The sequence below is a fragment of the Pseudanabaena sp. PCC 7367 genome, from assembly GCF_000317065.1.
Taxonomy (GTDB): domain Bacteria; phylum Cyanobacteriota; class Cyanobacteriia; order Pseudanabaenales; family Pseudanabaenaceae; genus Thalassoporum; species Thalassoporum mexicanum.
Genome location: NC_019701.1, coordinates 2,299,684 through 2,317,258 on the forward strand (window position 1 = coordinate 2,299,684; position 17,575 = coordinate 2,317,258).

Below are 17,575 nucleotides of genomic sequence, written 5' to 3' on the forward strand. Positions count from 1 at the left end.
TCCGCTCCTATTGCTCTCGTCATCACAATGGCATTATGCAAGAGCTTTAAATCAATGGTTTGCCCACAGCAGCTTATGATCAAAGCTAAATTCAAGCCTCTTAATCCATTGACCTAGACACAGCCCCGAATTTTAGAACCTACAGTCATCAAAATTCTCAAGTCGTGGATCAAGTCTTGGATCGAGAGCAAGCAATCGAGAGCAAGCATCAGTAGCCACCAAGAATAGTAGATGGAAGAATCCTTCAGTCTTACATTTCTGATTATCACAACCATTGTGGCTGGCATTTTAGCGCAAGTGGTGGCTAAGTTTTTGAGGGTGCCTAGTATTGTATTTCTGCTCATATTTGGTGTAGCAGTTGGGGGGAATGGGTTTGGTTGGGTGCAACCCCGCGATCTGGGGCTGGGGCTGGAAGTAATTGTGTCGCTGTCGGTGGCCTTGATTCTGTTTGAAGGTGGCCTAAATCTGCAACTGGGCGATCTGGGTAAGGTTTCTACTAGTGTCCGCAATCTGGTATCGATCGGCACTTTAATTACGCTGATCGGCGGTGGTATTGCTGCCCATTATCTATGTGAATTTCCCTGGCCGATCGCCTTTCTCTATGCCTCTCTGGTGGTGGTAACTGGCCCTACGGTAATTAATCCGATCGTCAAGGAAGTGGGCATTGATCGGCGGGTTGGCATTATTCTTGAAGGGGAAGGGGTACTGATCGATGCCTTGGGCGCAGTGTTGGCGGTGGTAATGCTCAACATTGTGCTAGGTGGCGAATTAGAAGCCTTTGGCATTGTTACCGATCTGATCCTGCGCCTGAGTATTGGGGCGGGTATTGGCGCGGCGGGTGGTTGGTTGCTCTCGCAATTTTTAAAGCGATCGAAATTTGTAGGCGATGATCTCAAAAGTTCGGTGGTGGTTGCCACTGTGCTGGGATTATATGGCTTGGCGCAAATGATTCAGAGTGAGTCAGGTCTAATGACAGCGGTGATCGCTGGGATTGTGATGCGAGCTGAGTCCATTCCCGCCGAGCGATCGGTGCTTAAATTCAAAGGCCAATTGACCGTATTGACTGTTTCTGTTTTGTTTATTTTGCTGGCGGCCAATCTTTCGATTCCCAGTGTCTATGCGTTGGGGTGGGAAGGGGTGCAAACCGTAGCGGTGATGATGCTTTTGGTGCGCCCCTTGAATGTGCTGGTATCCACCTGGGATAGTACGTTGAATTGGCGGCAGAAGGCTTTCCTGGCCTGGTGTGCGCCCAGGGGGATTGTGGCGGCCTCGGTGGCTTCATTGTTTGCGATCGTGCTGACGGAGCGGGGTGTAAACGGTGGTGATGCGATCAAGGCGCTGGTATTTTTAACCATTGCGATGACCGTATTTTTGCAGGGGTTAACGGCGGGGGGGGTGGCCAATGTGCTCAAGCTTTCTGCCTCTGATGCTTCTGGATTGGTGGTGGTGGGCGCTAATCCGATCGGTTTGATCATTGGCAAGCTGTTCCAAAGTAAGGGCGAGCGAGTTGCCCTAATCGATACCAGTGCGGAACTATGTAAGGAAGCGGCAGCACAAAATATTCCGGCCTTTGTTAGTAATGGCCTGGATACGAGGGCGCTAGCGGATGCTGGATTAGACGCGATCGGCACGTTTTTGGCACTTACAATTAATACTGATGTAAATCTGGTGCTGGCTCAGCGAGCGGCGGAAGAGTTCCGTACCCCCAGGGTGTTGGCGGTTTTTATCAAAGAAGATAACAAATTTAAAGAGATCCAGCAGGCCTTTGGTGGCAGGGTGCCGATCAAGTCCTGGAATAAATATGTGCGCCAGCGCGAAACCCGCCTGGGGGAAGTACGTCTGAATGAGCAATTTGGGAACCAATTGGCACAGTTTAATTCGCTCTATGCGGCTGGCCAACTTTTGCCGATCGCCTATGAGCGTAAAGATAAACTGCACATCGTGCCTGCGGATATAACCTGGCAAACGGGCGATCGGATTATCTATTTGCTCTATACACCCAAGGCGATCGCTGCAAGTGAAAATAAACCTACGGAGAACCCTGCCAATAATGTCAATAATATGACCGTGATGGAAGCCAAGGTGGAAACCATTTCAGAAGAATCGCCAAAGGATCTGAAGCCCGAATCCCTCAATAATAATATGGAGGTGGCCGAGGAAGAGAAGGAGCAGGATTACCTGGACATGGCACGCGAGATTCTTAAAAAGATCAGGTAATGTCTCAATGTGTTGATCTAAACTCTGGAGCTCTGACTAGATCTATTCCTAATCTATGCCTATGTCTTGCTAAACATGGCTTATACAAGATTGCCCCCTAATCAGCAAAAATACTCGCCACCGTAATGCTTAGCTTCGGGAACGCAGCCATAGAAAGCAAATCAGCTAAATTACACTCAAGTTCGGTTTGATATGTTTTGCCCTGCGGCGATCGCCACACCATCACCCGGCGGTTTTGCAGATCCACCAGCCAGTATTCAGGAATATTGGCCTGGGCATAGAGTTCTTTCTTGATCGTGCGATCGTATGGCAGGCTAGATTTAGCCACTTCAACTACCAGCAAGATATGCTCAGCAAAAGGATGATGTTGTAGGTATTGCGATCGCGGTAACTTCACTACTGCGATATCAGGCTCTGGCTCTGAATCAGCTAGAGTAATAGGCTTGTTTTCCCGTACATATGCCTTGCCTGCTAGTGCTTTTTCCAGTTGCTTAGCCAGATTCTCTTCAAAATAAGTATGCTCAACACCTTCTGGGGACATTTCAACAAGTAGGCCATTAATCAACTCGATTCGGCGATCGCCAATAATCCCCGCCTCAATCATGCGATGATAGTCAGTGATTGAAAAATGAGCGATCGGCAGAGTAGCAGTCATATAGCAGCTAGAGATAAATGCTTTAGAGCTTTAATCTTAAATGTAAAACAAACGTTCTTGCTGGGTATGGGACAAATTAGCTTCTAGTTCTGGCCATTGCTGAGCTTGAATTTGATCGATCAAAAGCTGCAAATTTTGTTGATATGCTTGCAAACAATAGAGCAATGCATCGCGGTTATATTCTGCCATTAAGCGCCCTAGTTCGGGATTGCCACCGCCTACCCGGCTAGTGTCTCGAAACCCTGAACTGGCAAGCTGCTTAGCTAATTCACTAATGTCTTTTTTAGGCTCTTTACCGCAGGCCATGATCAAACTGGCGCTGGTAATCACTGGCAAATGACTGATCCAGGCCACGGCTCGATCGTGGTCAGCAGGGCTACATTCTATTACCGCCGCGCCGATCGATTGCCAGAGCGATTTCACCTTGGCTTTGGCATCCTGATAACTAATGCCCAAATTCAGCAGATCTTGTTCTTGCTTAGCTTGGCTCTGTTCTTCCTGGCTTGGCTGATTGATGCTAGTGCGATCGTCTTGGCTTGGCATTTCTATTGCTGGATCTGGATCAAGATCAGATAGCTCAGGATCAGTAATTACACAGGGGCGGCCTTGGAACAAATTCCGCTCCGCTGCGGCAATGCCACTGAACTGAGTGCCAGCCATCGGATGACACCCCACAAACAAAGGCCACATTTTAGCCGCTTGATTGACGATCGCTGCCTTCACTGAGCCCACATCAGCCACGATCGTGCGTGGTGCCAGCTTGTCCCTTAGCTCCGCCAGGGTTGGTAAGATCGCCTGAATCGGCGTACAAATAAAAACTATATCGGTGTCGTGGAGATAAGGAATTAAGTCTAGATTCTGACTGGCGGCATCGATCGCCCCGTCGGCGACAGCACGTTTACATGTTTCCTGCTTGCGGCTTACCCCCCACACATAATGACCTTGCGATCGTAAATCTAGCCCCAAAGAGCCACCAATCAACCCCAAGCCAATGATGCCTATGTTCATGCAGCCAAAAATGCACAGCCAGGTGCTTCAACCAACAATTACGCCGAACAACGCCCCACAATATCAATTAACTATGCCAAGTAACTATGCCAAGATATAAAGTTAAATCCGACTCAGTCTGAGTAACTAGCTACACTTAAGCAATTAAGTCGCCAATCGTAATGATCGATCGCTACATTTGCCAAAAGTCTAGTTACCCAATTCTGGTTGTGGCTGACCGCTCAATTTAACTAAATTCACAACGCATTCAACATCTCGCTGAATTGGTGAGAGTGAATTTACGATCGTCAAGCTGCCATCCCTTTAATAGCTCTAGATAGTTTTGAATGTGCTGGGCTTGCTGCTGCGATCTTAGCCCAAATCATTCTGGATGTGTGCCATCGATTGTGGGTTCTTGGGCATCTGATGTGGGTTGGCGATCGCAATTCTTTTGTTTGGGTGGTGGAGGTTGGTAGGCGTTATTGTTATTGATTCAAAGCAATTAATTAAATTAAAAATAATATGCCAAAACCTGGCCAGGATATTAAGTTGTGTCTTTGACTACCCCGCCCAGTTCTGGTTAAGAACTTTAATTTGTTTTATTTTTGATTAATGTAAATCAGGCTCTACAGCTTGCTCAAATCCAGACCAGCTTCTTTGGCAAAGGTGTTGAGGCTCTTTTTCTGAAGCGTTTTAATGGCTTTAGTAGAAAGACGCAATTTTACATAGCGATTGCCCTCTGGCCACCAAACCCGCTTCCACTGCAAGTTGACATGCTGGAGTCGCTTATGGGCTTTGTGCGAAAAGCAGATCGAGTTAGCGTTATTGGCTTTTTTCTTGGTTAATTGACAGGTGCGACCCATGATTAAATATCTCCTATTGGCTTAGATGAGGCTTTTTCGCTGTTGCTCCGATCGCAAAGTTCGGGCTATTTACCCGACTCGATCGAGGCAATTTAAGTTAAACAGGCAATTACAACCAGGTAAATTGGATTGATTTGGAGCGATCGCCAGCTAGTTTCCAATTCCTTGGTTCTATGCTCAATTCCTTGATTCTATACTAGGGAAATCAGGATTAAGATTTGACCAATCGAGCAAAGTGGCTATGAACCTGGCTAGATAACGATTTTGCCATCGGCGCAGGATAGATTTTGCCCTGTTGAGATCGCTATAAATCTAAATTTGCAATCCGATCTACTATCCTACAAAAGATAATCGAATAAGTCCAATTTTTGGATTTCAAAATTGGCGATCGCTGGCAAGCAAAATGTTTCGATCGATCGGCAATAGAAATTATTCTAAAAGCCCTAAAGCGCACCAGCCGCAGTCTTGTCCAGAATGCTGTCCGATAAATGGGTGGTAATGTTCAGCGCCATCAGCGTCGGGTGACCATCCTTACCGCTGGTGTAGTCGATCACGCTCACCCCACCATTGCCCTGCTTGAATGCCCAGAAAAAGGCAGGTGGCAGATCAAATAATTCACATAACAGGGCTTTATTAACCGCATCATGGGCAGAAACCAGCGCTACCTTGCCAGGTGGTGTAGTCTCGACAATCTGTTGCCATGCGGCTTCCGCCCGTTGCCACACATCCTGGAGGTTCTCGCCCTCCGGCATTTGTACATCCTGGGGCATGTCTTTCCAGCGTTGTAGCTCGCCAGGAAAACCGGCTTCGATCTCTGCCTCTAGTTTGCCCTCCCATTTGCCGTGGGAAATTTCCTTGAGATCATCGATCAAAGTAATTGGCACATGGTTATGGCTGGTCAGGATCGCATCGGCGGTTTGTTTGGGTCGTGACAGGGTACTGCTAAAGGCCAGATCAATTTGTTCTGTTTCTAAGAACTTAGCCACAAGCTGCGCCTGTTCTTCGCCGCGCTGATTGAGGGGGATATCGATCTGCCCTTGGAACCGTTTGTCCCGATTCCAATTGGTTTCACCATGCCTGACCAGCAAAATGCGTGGTCCCACGTGCTCTTTTTTATAGGGCGTAAGCGCGCTTTTGGTCAGGGAACTGAGATGGCTGGTAATATTCACCGACTCCAATTGCACTTCTAATTGGGCATGGCCAGCAAAACACTTTTGTAAATAGGCCGCAGAGCGATCGCCCCCAACATTCAATACACTGATGCCGCAGTTGGTTTGTTGCCAGTAGTGATAATAGGCTGGCTCCAGACCTAGAGCAGTGGAAAGCAAAGAGCGATTGATACCACTGTGACCAACTAGCAAAATAGTTTGGCCTTTGCTTTGGTGTTGGGGCAAAATCTCTTGCCAGAGTGTCTGCGCCTGTTTGAATAGCTCGGCGACGGGATATTTACCCTGCATCATGAGCTGGTGGGGAGCATGGTGCCAAAGCTCATATTCTTCTGGGAACTTGGCTTGCACCTCCCCATAGGTCATCATTTCCCAATCGGGCAAATCGATCTCACACAGGTTCATCACGGCATGGGGTTGGAGCTGACAGCCTGCTGCTTTGGTAATGATTTCGGCAGTTTGTTTGGCTCGCACCAACGGTGAACAATACACCGCATCAAAACTGAGGGAAGCAAGGGCTTCTCCTGCCAATTGCGCCTGGGTTTGGCCCTTTTCAGACAAAACCGATTGGCGATCGGGTTGATCCAGGAAGCCACGACCTTGTACCTTGCTGGCTTGATTAAAGTTGCTTTCGCCGTGACGCACTAAAACAATTCGAGTATTCAGGGGTCTATCCTCAACTACGTTCACAATTACTCTACTTGACTTGACCAGGAATGGATCTACAGCAGTTTGGGGCTGGCAATCTGGGCTAATGGACTTCTTGCCTAAATGTTCAAATCAGGCTGAGATCGTGATCCGATCGTTGCCATATTTGACTTTTGCAAGAGTTGTAATTATTTACTTTGATTTTGATCATGGGGACATAATTTACATCTGCCTGAGCTAGGTATTATTTCCTGCATATATCTTCAGTCAAAGTTGTCTAAATTAGCCTCTAACCTTAGTTTTGCCCAAGGCTCATTTACCACTGCTATATTCACACTCAGCACACTCAGTCTATTCATACTAAAGAATTCTATCTTTAGAACGCCCCAATGCGATACGTCTATGCTAGACTACTGACAGCCAAGCTAAGACTTATAGAAAAATTGAGCTTAACTTGTGCCCATTATGCGCTGCAACGGTCTTAAGAAATTTCACCCAAGTTTTTTTATTAACAAATTTTTGTCGATGAATTGCTGCGACCGTAAGGCGAATTAAGCGATTGGCACATAGGCTTTGCATTAATTTGCATTCAATAAAGCGGCAGATTTTAAACTGCCATGTTGCCAGATCATGCCGTGCGATCTGGTAATACCAAGCGTAATGAAGTGGAAGCAGACACTAAAGATTTGGTTGGATCATATTGGTTAGGGCTGAGTAGTAGTAGCCAAGGCTAATTAGCAGCATTGTCGTTAAACTAATAGTTAATAATAGTTAAACTGATATGCCACTATTCCGAGATTAGTTAGGCTTGCTATGCGTAGCTGGCAATATGGCTTCTAACCATATATTTAGGATTGCTTTAACTAAGTTTAACTAAGCATTCAATCACTAGGTTTGCTGTTCTAGCGTTGTTTCTGTGCTTATCTGTTTAGTCGATCGCTAACCGATCGCTAAGTGCTGTACCAGATGTGTACATAGCATTGATGCCGATCGTCAGGCGTTGAGGCGTTAAATGGAATAAGAAGACAACGGTTGGATTGTTGGCTTGTCTCTAGCATTATCTGCATTAATGAACGGAGATGGTTCTGGTTAAATTGGATTGGATTGGGTTGGATTGAATTGGATTGGATCGCTCAAATCACCAAAACCCATTTAACAAAATCCGTAATGCCATGCCATTCAGAGACATCAGCAGAAAGCAAGTATCCAAAGGATGTGGATGCTTAAAACAGGGCAAAGAAAAAGAAATTTATAAAAATATTAGAGCTATTCGATCGTGATCGTAGAGCATTTGAAAGCATTTGAGGAAGTTGGATGCCCAAGCAAATAATTATTGCCGAGCAGCATAGGATTGCTGCTGTGTTTAGTGAGGATCGCATTGAAGAAATTGTTGTTGCCACCGGCACCCATCAGGTTGGGGATATCTACATGGGGGCGGTGGAAAATATTCTCACTAGTATTGATGCCGCGTTTGTAAATATTGGTGAGAGCGATCGCAACGGTTTTATTCATATCACCGACCTGGGCCCACTGCGGGTCAGGCGATCGTCTGGCTCCATTTCCGATCTGCTCTCGCCCCAACAGCGGGTATTGGTGCAGATCATGAAAGAGCCCACCGGTAACAAAGGCCCGCGCCTGACTGGTAATATTTCGATGCCCGGTCGCTATGTGGTGCTGATGCCCTATGGCCGAGGTGTTAATCTTTCGCGCCGGATTAGGAATGAAGGAGAGCGATCGCGGCTGCGGGCTCTGGCAATTTTGATCAAGCCGGCGGGCATGGGTTTGCTGGTGCGTACCGAAGCGGAAGGGGTGAGCGAAGATGCGATCATTGAGGATTTAGAAAACCTGCAACGGCAGTGGCAGACAATTCAGCAGGAGGCTCCGTCTGGGCGTACGCCACGGCTACTCAACCGCGACAGCGACTTTATTCAAAAGGTATTGCGCGATCTTTATACCAACGATGTAAATCGAATTGTGGCCGACACCAACGATGGCCTCAAGCGGGTAAAACAGCATTTGCTCAACTGGTCAGAGGGCAAGATCCCCAACCAGATTTCGCTCGATCATCACCGCGAAAGCACGCCGATCTTGGAGTTTTTCCGGGTTAATGCGGCGATCCGTGAAGCGCTTCGACCCAGAGTCGATCTGCCCTCCGGTGGCTATATTATTATCGAACCCACCGAAGCCTTGACCGTCATTGACGTAAACTCTGGCTCGTTTACCCGATCGCAAACCTCACGGGAAACAGTGCTGTGGACGAACTGCGAAGCGGCAGAAGAGATCGCCCGCCAGATGCGATTGCGCAATATTGCTGGGGTGATTATTGTGGACTTCATTGACATGGATTCGCGCAAGGATCAAATCCAACTGTTGGAAGCCTTTAATAAAGCGATCCATGCGGATAAATCCCGGCCTCAGATCGCCCAATTAACTGAGCTGGGTCTGGTGGAGTTGACCCGTAAACGCCAGGGACAAAGTATTTATGAATTATTTGGTCATTCCTGTCCCACCTGTAGTGGTCTGGGGCTGCTGGCACACTTACCGGGTGAGAAAACCCTGCAGCCAGCCGAGACTATCCCGCGCCTGGATAAAACCATTCAACTGGATTTGGGCGATCGTGACCGAGGTCTAGGTGGTGGTACTGAGGCTAACTTAGTCAGCCACCCCAGCTATCAAGAGGCACGCGGTAATGGCGGCTCCAGACGCAGACGGCGATCGAGCAAGGATAGCGACAAATCGAGTAGTAGCTCGTCTAATCGGGATCGAGATCGGGAGCAATCGAATAAGGTAATTCCTGCGCCCAGCAAGAATAACGATAAGCCTGTGGTGGTTAGCAGTAATCCTAATAACGACAGTCCTGAACCCCAGACCACCCGTTTAAGTAATGTAAGTAAGAGTGAGTCTAGCGCCAGTAAGTCAAAGCAGGAGCAGAAAAAAACAGAGCCGATCGTGGTGGAAATGACAGTCGAAGAGCAGGAAATCTATGCTCATATGGGTATTTCACCTGTAGTGCTATTGGATGATTCGGCCAAAGATGTCCGCAATGCCATGGTGATGGTGGCTTTGCCCGGTATGGCGCAACAGGTCAAAGAAACCCAAGACCAGCAGAAAGCTGCTAGCAACGGCAATGGTAATTCTGGCAGTAACTCTGGTGGCAAGCGACGACGGAGTAGCGCTAGCAACAGTAAACGGAATACGCCAGAAACTGTAAATTCTGCTCCCATCAAGGATGTGAAGGATAGCGATCGCTCTAATGCTGCTGAATCTGCCCCTGTGGAGGCGGCGGTGGTAAGTAAAGCTAAGCCCCAGCTAGAAAACCAGACCGAAATGCAGACAGGAGAAAGCACCGACGAAGCAAGCAATTCTGATGCTCAACCAATCCAATCCCCAGCGGCATCCCGTCGTCGTCGTCGCACCTCTACTAGTAAATAGTAAGGTGATGGTGAGTAGCTGAGATTTATTTTCTGCTTTTAGCCCAGAACTCCAATCAGAGTTTGGTATTGCGATAGAGGTGAAGCTGCTTAGCAGAAGATAATTGAGTCAGTCTCGATCTCAGGGTCACATATGATTACAGGTGTAGGACTATGCAAAAGTCTTAATGCTTTTGCTATGAGGATTAGGCGATTAGGCGGTTAGGCGGTTATCAAGATCGCCAATTTTCTGTTAATCAAATTAACCAAATTAATCAAATTGGTTTAGTTTTTGGTTAACCTCACTACCTTGATGCTTGGGCTATAGTGAGTTAGTGCCCCAGAGAGAATTTAATCAAGTCTGGCTAAAACTCTAAAACTATGTCTGCTATCACGATCGAAACTCGCTCCCAAATTGAGCCGCCCTCTGTCCATGTCCTAGCCCATGGCGTAACTGTGGTTGCCCAGCAGGTGCCGATCGATGCGGTGAATTTAACCGTTTGGCTGGATGTGGGTTCAGCGATCGAAACTGATGCCATCAATGGCATGGCTCACTTCCTGGAGCACATGATTTTTAAGGGGACTCAGCGGCAACGGGTAGGGGAATTTGAGGCGGCGATCGAAGCGCGGGGCGGTAGAACCAATGCCAGCACCAGTCAGGATTATACTAACTATTACATCACCGTCGCGCCAGAGAACTTCACTGATTTAGCACCTCTCCTTTTGGATCTTGTGCTCAACGCCGAAATCCCCGATGCTGAGTTTATGCGGGAGCGAGATGTGGTGCTCGAAGAAATTCGCCGCAGTGAAGATAATGTCAATCGCCGCATCCATCGCTATACCAGGGAGATGGTCTATGAAAAATTGCCCTATCGCCGCGCCGTACTGGGCCCCGCCGAGGTGGTAGCCGATCTGAGTGCTGACCAGATGCGACAGTTCCACCGTTTTTGGTATACCCCAGAGCATATGACGATCGTGGTAGTGGGTAATTTATCCGTGAGCCAGATGCTAGAGACTGTGGTGCAGGCGATCGGCGATCGATTTGCTAGCGATCGTAATCCCCATAACTCAACGGAGATAGGGCTTAATCGTAACAATGCCAATGCCATGCAACCCAAGCAAAAGACCTGGCAGGCCGAGTTACCTTTTAACAGCATTGTGCGTCAAGAGGTGATCGATCCTAAATTGCAACAGGCGCGATTGCTTTTAAATTGGCGGGTGCCTGGGTTACAACAGCTCGAACAAACCTATGCCCTCTATGTATTAGCGGAGATTTTGGGTAGTGGTCGCACCTCTCGTTTGGTTAAAGATTTACGCGAGCATAAAAAACTAGTCAATCGCATCTCGGCTGGTAAGTCCGCCCAACAATGGCAAGGCACTTTTAGGGTGGTGGCGCATTTGGCTGCAGAGAACCTGGCGATCGTTGAGCAAGAAATCCGTACCCACATCGCCCGTTTGCACGATGAACTGGTCAGTCCAGTGGAGTTAGCTAAAATCCGCACCCGAGTGGCTAATCGGTTTGTGTTCAGTAATGAATCACCCAAGCAGCGATCGGGCATGTATGGCTTTTATCATCGGGTGGTGGGACAGCTTGATCTGGCTTCTAGTTATCCCCAAATTATTGGCACAATTACGGCGCAGCAATTACAACAAGCGGCGCAAACCTACCTGAATCCTGATGCCTGTGGCATTTTGACTGTAGTGCCATAAGTGAGTGCCATAAGTGCCATAGTTAAGTATTAGAGCAGCATTGACATTGGCAGGGATGATTTAAAGATCAAGCGATCGGTTAAACTAATATTAAACTAATATCAGATATATGTTTGATTTTTTGCTAACAGTATTTTTATCCCTAGATGATTCAATGCTAGGGGAGTCTCAGTAAATTTTTTGATCATAAAAATTTCCATAAAACCAGGTCTTCCCTAACCCAGAATTTACCAAGAGTAAATTGAACGAATTAAATAGAGTCCTTAAGGGATTTAGATTTAGCCGTACCCATCCTGATCCGATAACTGACTTTGATAAATAGGCCGGTGATGATTAAAAAAATGATCCCCATCAGTCCAGCAACCGGATTACCACCAATTCCTGTAATTGATTCTGGCACTTGCCCAGTAGCGGTAAGTAGATCGCTAACATCAATTACAAAATAGCCCCACACAAACCCGGTGTGCAAACCCATCGCATGGCCGACGCGATTTTGATAGGTGCGCCTTGCCCAGACAAAATCTGCCCCCAGCAAAAATAATCCAGGAAACTGTACCCAGGTAGCCAGAATTGCTTCGATCGGCCGGATAAAGTGCAGCGCTGCAAAAATCAAGCTACTCGCTATGAGCGATCGCCCCTGACCATAATCCTGTTCCAGCTCAGTGAGGAGCCAACCGCGAAATAATAGTTCTTCGGCAAAGCCAACCCCAAACGCCGTGAGCGCCCCCGGTAAGATCGCCGCCTGCCAATTTGCACCAGGACTAATTGCAAACCAACCCCACCAGGTCTGCACACCAAACAGCAAACTTACCCCAACTAGACCCAAAATTAGGCCAGTGGCATATTCAAACCCAGCGATCGGCCTAAATTCAAGACCATAGTGGGCATAGGGACGCGGTTCTTTTTTGATCCAACTGCCCCAAAACCAGAGCAAGGCCACAAAAAAAATATAGAGCAACACCAGTGCCGCAGTGTCGCCGTTTTCAGGGAATAGCAAAAAAGGCACCGCCCCAAAGGGCAACCACACAATCGCCAGGGTTAACAAAAACAGCCCTAGTCGGGCTGGAGCCGCAAAATTTGCAATTTTATTGGTGAGGCGATCGGGAATAATCACTATTCTGGCTCGATCGTGCTGGTCAAGCCTTTCATTTTCAGCCCTTCGCAATAAAACTCAGCATGTTCCTGGACGCAGGTGATTACCAATGCACAGCCGTTGGTATGGGCTTCCATCATAATATCGACCGCCTGGGGTTGAGTAAGACCATTAACCACTGTCATCAAGCTTTGCACCACATGTTCCATCGAATTAAAATCGTCATTGTGGAGCAAAACTCGGTATCTTGGCGCTATTTTACGGACAGTATTGGTCTTTTGAATTGTTTCGGTTGACATTCCTACTCCTATGGCTAAATTACAAGGGTTTACTATATTGTTTGTGGGCAATCAAAACTGCCTTAATTATTCTCGATTATTCAATTGTCAGTTGCTTTCACCAACCTGTGTGAGTTTAATGTGGAACTAATTTTCCGATCGCAAGGCATAGATATGCATAGATGGTTTCGATCGACTAGAAAATTCACTCACAAGTAAAGAATTTTGGTTGACTCAATTGGTTTTACACCAAAAGCTGATTGAGATCAATATCTTAATAATGCTTAATAAGATTATACATAGCTCATTTAAAAACATTATTAATGTAGCTAAATTTGTCGATAGAGATAAACGATTTAGCTTTTTTGACGTAGCAATTTAACCAGCAGAATTTTGCTCACATCAGCAATCTATAGAGCCAGCAAAGCCTAACATATCTAAACTGACATCAGCCAGAACCCAGGCCAGAGAAAATATCATCTGATTTAAAAATATATATCATTTGATTTATGAGTTATGCATTAAGCCTGAGCTTCTTGGGCCTCTAACTTATTCAACTCAGCGCGAATAGCTTCCACCCGCTTGCGATTGACTCCCATGTCTGATTCACCCAACCTCGAAGCCGATCGCACCTCAACCACATTCTGTTCGGGATTAATATAAAACTCCACATCATCCACAAATCCCATCAGCGAGCTGGTGAACTCCACATAGAGATAATCAGCCCGATCGCTAATAATTTCAGTGCCCTTCATGTTGCCGATAATTTGCTTTAACTCGGCGATCGCCTGTTCCGGTGAATTGTTGTATTTCAGCGGTGCAATTCCATGCTCAGCATCATCACTTTGACTAGAGACACAATTTGGCGTGCCAGGACAAGGACTAAGCTTGCCGTCTTCGATGCCGAGGTAATTGGGACGACTGCCGGAAAAAGAGAATAATGCCATTGGGACTGATAACTGAGTAATAGGACTGTGGGCGAGATTGAGGGGCGGAGCGATCGCGGCCAGGCTAGGCGCAATTGGTGCAAATAATAATAAACATGCCACTGAAATAATCGAAATCCCCGATCGCAGCATTGTGATGCTATTCGATCGATCGATGCGAGTTTTTTGAGGAAATCTAAAAAATCTGGATAAGCGATTCACAATCAGCAACCTAATTTACTTAACTAATTAGTAAGAAATAAAACAATTAATCAAACCAAGCGATCGATAAATATATTCTTAATATATTCTTAAATACTCTAACCAGAACTAAATGCCATGGCGTTAGTGCTATTTCAAGCAAGACGTTGTGCAAGTAACGATCTGAATGCTTTGATCTAGATGTATTCATGCAAAAGAAGTCTTTTGAAGATGCATTAGGTATTTTAGATTGCATTTATTTCTACCGTTTCTACGGTAACAAGTGGTAACGCGAATGTTTATCTATTAAAAGTTGGGTTTTCTGGCGATCGCTAGATATTAGCCAGTTCGACTAGCTTAGGGAGGGGCTTTGAGATCAGTTCAACCTCAAAGCTCTGGGCAAAACTAGCGGCGATCGCGGTTTTTACGGTTTCAATCGTGGCCTCAACCCCCAACTCTGCCATGCTGCAACAGCCATAGTCACTAATGCCGCAGGGGACAATTTGACCAAAGCCAGCCATATCCATGTTCACATTCACGGCAAACCCATGCATTGTGATCCAGCGACTTACCTTAATCCCCACCTGGGCAATTTTGCGATCGCCAATCCAAACCCCAGTTAGCCCCTGCTTGCGTTGTGCCTGTAAACCAAAACTGTCCAACATATTAATCATCACTTGTTCAAGTTGGCGCAAATACCAGTGCAGATCAGGTTTATGCCTGCGCAAATTCAAAATTGGATAACCAACCACCTGGCCAGGGGCATGGTAGGTCACTTCGCCGCCGCGCTCGGTGCGATGCAGCTCATGGTTAGATTGACCTGGCTTGAATTTAAGAAAATCCAGGCTAGAACCCTGCCCCAGCGTATAAACCGGTGCATGCTCCAGCAGCCAGAGTAAGTCGGGTAGATCGGGATTTTGCTTGCGTGCCTCAACCAATTGCTTTTGGATTGCCCAGGCGCGATCGTATTGGATTGGGCGATCGGTTTGGATCAGGTAGCAAGTTCGCTTAGTTGTTGCCATAGTTTTATTGCCGATCCTTGATTGTCAATTCTTTTACTGCATTTTTTATTGCCGATCGATTATTACCGATCGATCATTGCGTGCTCGCAGCGTTCTTTTTGGCCTCTTCTTGTTCCTGCTTGGCTTGCTCTGGTTGGAAATAAGCTTTCATCACCTGCATGGCGATCGGCCCAGCAATACTACTCCCACCACCACCGGAGTTCTCACCAAAGGCCACAACCAAAATTTCGGGATTGTCATAGGGGCCATAGACCGTAAACCAAACATGATTTTCCCTGGGTGGGTCTTCCGCCGTACCAGATTTACCCGCAGTCACCACAATATCGTCAATATTCAAGCCCTGACCAGTGCCATAGGTCATTACATCCCTCAGCCCCTGTTGCAATATAGCGACCGTTGAGGGTTTGAGATCAAGCGACTTACGCCAGGTTTTTGCTGCCACATCGTCGAGTCTTAAATGGGGTCTGACCATATAGCCACCATTGGCGGGTACTGCGGTCATTAGTGCTACTTGCAACAAACTGGCTTGCAGATCGCCCTGGCCGATCGACATATTGATTGTATTACCCACATACCACTGCTCGCCGATTACCTCTTCCTTCCAGGCTGGATCGGGGACTAAGCCTTTGGATTCCTCAGCCACTAGCTCAATCCCAGTGCGTGAGCCATAGCTAAACTTGCGTGACCATTCCGCCAGCGCATCAACGCCCACCTTACGCCCCACCTGATAGAAAAATGTATCGCTACTGTAGGCCATTGCTTCGGCAAAGCCAATCACGCCAAAGCCAGCATTATTATGATCCCAAAACTGAATCCCCCCCACCGATAGATAAGCAAAGGTATTGAGATAATCATTGGGGGAGTAGCCACCGGATTCGAGGGCGGCGGCGGTGGTAATAATTTTATAGGTACTGGCGGGTGGGAATGCCCGAAGTGCCCGGTTTACAAAGGGATTTTCTTTGGCCTGCAATTGCGCCCAGGTTTTTTCACTGATTCGGGTAGAAAAAATATTCGGGTCAAAGTTAGGATGACTGACCATCGCCAGGATTTCACCGTTCTGGGGATTCATCGCCACCACCGCTCCCTTAAGATCGCCCAGGGCTAGCTCGGCGGCCTTTTGCAATTCCAGATCGATCGTCACATAGACCGCATTACCAGGCTGAGGTGGTTTTTGCCCCAGAACCTGCAACACCTTGCCCACCGCATCAACTTCAACCTGTTGCCCACCCCAAACACCGCGCAGTTGGGTTTCAAAGGCAGACTCTATCCCCGACTTACCCACCACATCTTGCAAGCGGTAGGATTTACCATCCTCGTTCTCGTCACCGCTGAATTGATCGGCAAATTTTTCTAACTCGGCTGGGGTAATTTCGCCAGTGTAACCAAGCACATGGGCAGCAATATCACCATTGGGATAGTAGCGCACTGCCTCTGGGCTGATTTGAACACCGGGTAATTCACCGTTATGCTCGGTGATGTGGGTGACAATGCGGGGGCTGAGGGCGGTGGCGATCCGCACCAAGTTTGGTGAGTCGTAGCCCTCTTGGTCTAGTTTTTGGCGAATTTCCTCGGCAGTAATATCATCTAAAATTTCGGCCAGTTTAGCGATCGTGGTGGGCCATTCTTCCTCTGGCTGGGCGATCGGCCACAGATAGAGCGAGTGAGCCAGCCGACTGGTGGCCAGCAATTTACCATTGCGATCGAGAATCCGACCCCGTTCTGGTGCTTTGGCAATCAGGCGAATTCTGTTTTCATCGGCAAGCTCCCGATTACGATCACCCTCTACGAGTTGTAAATAAGCTAATCTTGATCCCAGAAAGCCTAGTAAAATCGAAGCACTAAGGCAAAATAGAACTATGGCTTGCGATCGCTGACCGATAGAACGCTCTGTTCCCTGGGTTGTGACTATTTTTTTTCTTGTCGATATAGCCATAGCACTTGCTAGAAATCTTGGGAGACCATCATCAGTGACATCATCGAAACCAAACCCAGAGCAACCACAAAACAATGCCTGGGAGGAAGTGGAAGTACAAATTAGCCAGGCGGAGTATCTGCTGCAAGACCTCAAGCAAAAGTTAGCACAGGTCAAGGTTGCTCAGGATACCAAAACAGAATTGCAAAAGCAGCAGCAAAAATTGGAGGGTGAGCTAGATCAGGGCTCTGGGGACAAAGAAGAACTAAAACAACAGGTTGATGAGTTGAGCAAACAAATCGAATCGATCGAAACGGAGCTGGCAAGTCGGTTTATTTCCTGGCGCAGCTTCCGTGAACCATTCTGGCAGATTGTCAGATTTGCGGGAGTGGGGGTGTTGGTTGGAGTGTTGCTAAAAAGTTGTGCTGCTTAAATCAGAGATATTGGTTTAGTAGAGTGAGCCTGAGCTTTTGGGAGCATAGACCTA

Annotated in this window: 13 protein-coding genes; 4 read left to right on the plus strand and 9 right to left on the minus strand. The window is 47.3% G+C overall.

From position 1 onward, the window contains the following. The first annotated feature begins 231 nt into the window (after nt 1-231). Nucleotides 232-2,217, plus strand: a complete 1,986-nt coding sequence (locus PSE7367_RS09100; protein WP_015165070.1) for a sodium:proton antiporter — start codon at nt 232-234, stop codon at nt 2,215-2,217. Nucleotides 2,218-2,314: 97 nt separating this feature from the next. Here PSE7367_RS09100 and PSE7367_RS09105 read toward each other — a convergent pair whose 3' ends face one another. The 4 genes from PSE7367_RS09105 to PSE7367_RS09120 form a co-directional block, all read right to left on the minus strand. Next, nucleotides 2,315-2,872, minus strand: a complete 558-nt coding sequence (locus tag PSE7367_RS09105; RefSeq protein WP_015165071.1) for a Uma2 family endonuclease — start codon at nt 2,870-2,872, stop codon at nt 2,315-2,317. 36 nt (nt 2,873-2,908) lie between these two features. Further along, nucleotides 2,909-3,880 carry a prephenate dehydrogenase/arogenate dehydrogenase family protein gene (locus PSE7367_RS09110; RefSeq protein ID WP_015165072.1) on the minus strand — a complete coding sequence of 324 codons (972 nt, stop codon included), beginning with the start codon at nt 3,878-3,880 and terminating at the stop codon, nt 2,909-2,911. A gap of 605 nt (nt 3,881-4,485) precedes the next feature. Then, entirely contained in the window at nt 4,486-4,722 is a 237-nt protein-coding gene (gene rpmB / locus PSE7367_RS09115) for a 50S ribosomal protein L28 (RefSeq protein WP_015165073.1), read from the minus strand. Between the two features lie 443 nt (nt 4,723-5,165). Then, nucleotides 5,166-6,578, minus strand: coding sequence for a histidine phosphatase family protein (locus PSE7367_RS09120; RefSeq protein WP_015165074.1), 1,413 nt, complete (start codon nt 6,576-6,578; stop codon nt 5,166-5,168). A gap of 1,272 nt (nt 6,579-7,850) precedes the next feature. Here PSE7367_RS09120 and PSE7367_RS09125 point away from each other — a divergent pair. Both PSE7367_RS09125 and PSE7367_RS09130 read left to right on the plus strand, forming a co-directional pair. After that, a complete protein-coding gene (locus PSE7367_RS09125; RefSeq protein ID WP_015165076.1) occupies nt 7,851-9,968 on the plus strand; it encodes an Rne/Rng family ribonuclease in 2,118 nt (705 codons plus the stop codon). A 359-nt stretch (nt 9,969-10,327) separates the two neighbouring features. Then, nucleotides 10,328-11,656, plus strand: a complete 1,329-nt coding sequence (locus PSE7367_RS09130) for a M16 family metallopeptidase (protein ID WP_015165077.1) — start codon at nt 10,328-10,330, stop codon at nt 11,654-11,656. Between the two features lie 250 nt (nt 11,657-11,906). On the opposite strand, the gene PSE7367_RS09135 is transcribed toward PSE7367_RS09130, so the two are convergent. The 5 genes from PSE7367_RS09135 to mrdA all read right to left on the minus strand — a co-directional run bounded on the left by PSE7367_RS09135 (nt 11,907) and on the right by mrdA (nt 17,109). After that, nucleotides 11,907-12,821, minus strand: coding sequence for a CPBP family intramembrane glutamic endopeptidase (locus tag PSE7367_RS09135; RefSeq protein ID WP_225882647.1), 915 nt, complete (start codon nt 12,819-12,821; stop codon nt 11,907-11,909). Beyond that, a complete protein-coding gene (gene clpS, locus PSE7367_RS09140; RefSeq protein WP_015165079.1) occupies nt 12,770-13,048 on the minus strand; it encodes an ATP-dependent Clp protease adapter ClpS in 279 nt (92 codons plus the stop codon). Before clpS ends, PSE7367_RS09135 begins: the two co-directional genes overlap by 52 nt. Before the next feature lie 500 nt (nt 13,049-13,548). Further along, complete coding sequence (locus PSE7367_RS09145) at nt 13,549-14,106, minus strand: DUF1499 domain-containing protein (RefSeq protein WP_015165080.1); 558 nt, start codon at nt 14,104-14,106, stop codon at nt 13,549-13,551. Between the two features lie 380 nt (nt 14,107-14,486). Next, nucleotides 14,487-15,176 carry a lipoyl(octanoyl) transferase LipB gene (gene lipB / locus PSE7367_RS09150; protein ID WP_015165081.1) on the minus strand — a complete coding sequence of 230 codons (690 nt, stop codon included), beginning with the start codon at nt 15,174-15,176 and terminating at the stop codon, nt 14,487-14,489. A 73-nt stretch (nt 15,177-15,249) separates the two neighbouring features. Further along, on the minus strand, nt 15,250-17,109 hold the full coding sequence (mrdA, locus tag PSE7367_RS09155; protein ID WP_015165082.1) for a penicillin-binding protein 2: 1,860 nt from the start codon (nt 17,107-17,109) through the stop codon (nt 15,250-15,252). Between the two features lie 34 nt (nt 17,110-17,143). On the opposite strand from mrdA, the gene PSE7367_RS09160 reads away from it, so the two are divergent. Further along, nucleotides 17,144-17,521 (plus strand): sll0565 family protein, encoded by a 378-nt coding sequence (locus PSE7367_RS09160; RefSeq protein ID WP_015165083.1) that lies wholly within the window; start codon nt 17,144-17,146, stop codon nt 17,519-17,521. The last annotated feature ends 54 nt before the right edge of the window (nt 17,522-17,575 follow it).

What these genes read in the sequence shown, in the direction of transcription:
- mrdA (WP_015165082.1), bottom strand. Translation starts at nt 17,109, where the DNA reads ATGGCTATATCGACAAGAAAAAAAATAGTCACAACCCAGGGAACAGAG.
- clpS (WP_015165079.1), bottom strand. Translation starts at nt 13,048, where the DNA reads ATGTCAACCGAAACAATTCAAAAGACCAATACTGTCCGTAAAATAGCG.
- rpmB (WP_015165073.1), bottom strand. Translation starts at nt 4,722, where the DNA reads ATGGGTCGCACCTGTCAATTAACCAAGAAAAAAGCCAATAACGCTAAC.
- PSE7367_RS09130 (WP_015165077.1), top strand. Translation starts at nt 10,328, where the DNA reads ATGTCTGCTATCACGATCGAAACTCGCTCCCAAATTGAGCCGCCCTCT.
- lipB (WP_015165081.1), bottom strand. Translation starts at nt 15,176, where the DNA reads ATGGCAACAACTAAGCGAACTTGCTACCTGATCCAAACCGATCGCCCA.
- PSE7367_RS09105 (WP_015165071.1), bottom strand. Translation starts at nt 2,872, where the DNA reads ATGACTGCTACTCTGCCGATCGCTCATTTTTCAATCACTGACTATCAT.
- PSE7367_RS09125 (WP_015165076.1), top strand. Translation starts at nt 7,851, where the DNA reads ATGCCCAAGCAAATAATTATTGCCGAGCAGCATAGGATTGCTGCTGTG.
- PSE7367_RS09100 (WP_015165070.1), top strand. Translation starts at nt 232, where the DNA reads ATGGAAGAATCCTTCAGTCTTACATTTCTGATTATCACAACCATTGTG.
- PSE7367_RS09110 (WP_015165072.1), bottom strand. Translation starts at nt 3,880, where the DNA reads ATGAACATAGGCATCATTGGCTTGGGGTTGATTGGTGGCTCTTTGGGG.
- PSE7367_RS09145 (WP_015165080.1), bottom strand. Translation starts at nt 14,106, where the DNA reads ATGCTGCGATCGGGGATTTCGATTATTTCAGTGGCATGTTTATTATTA.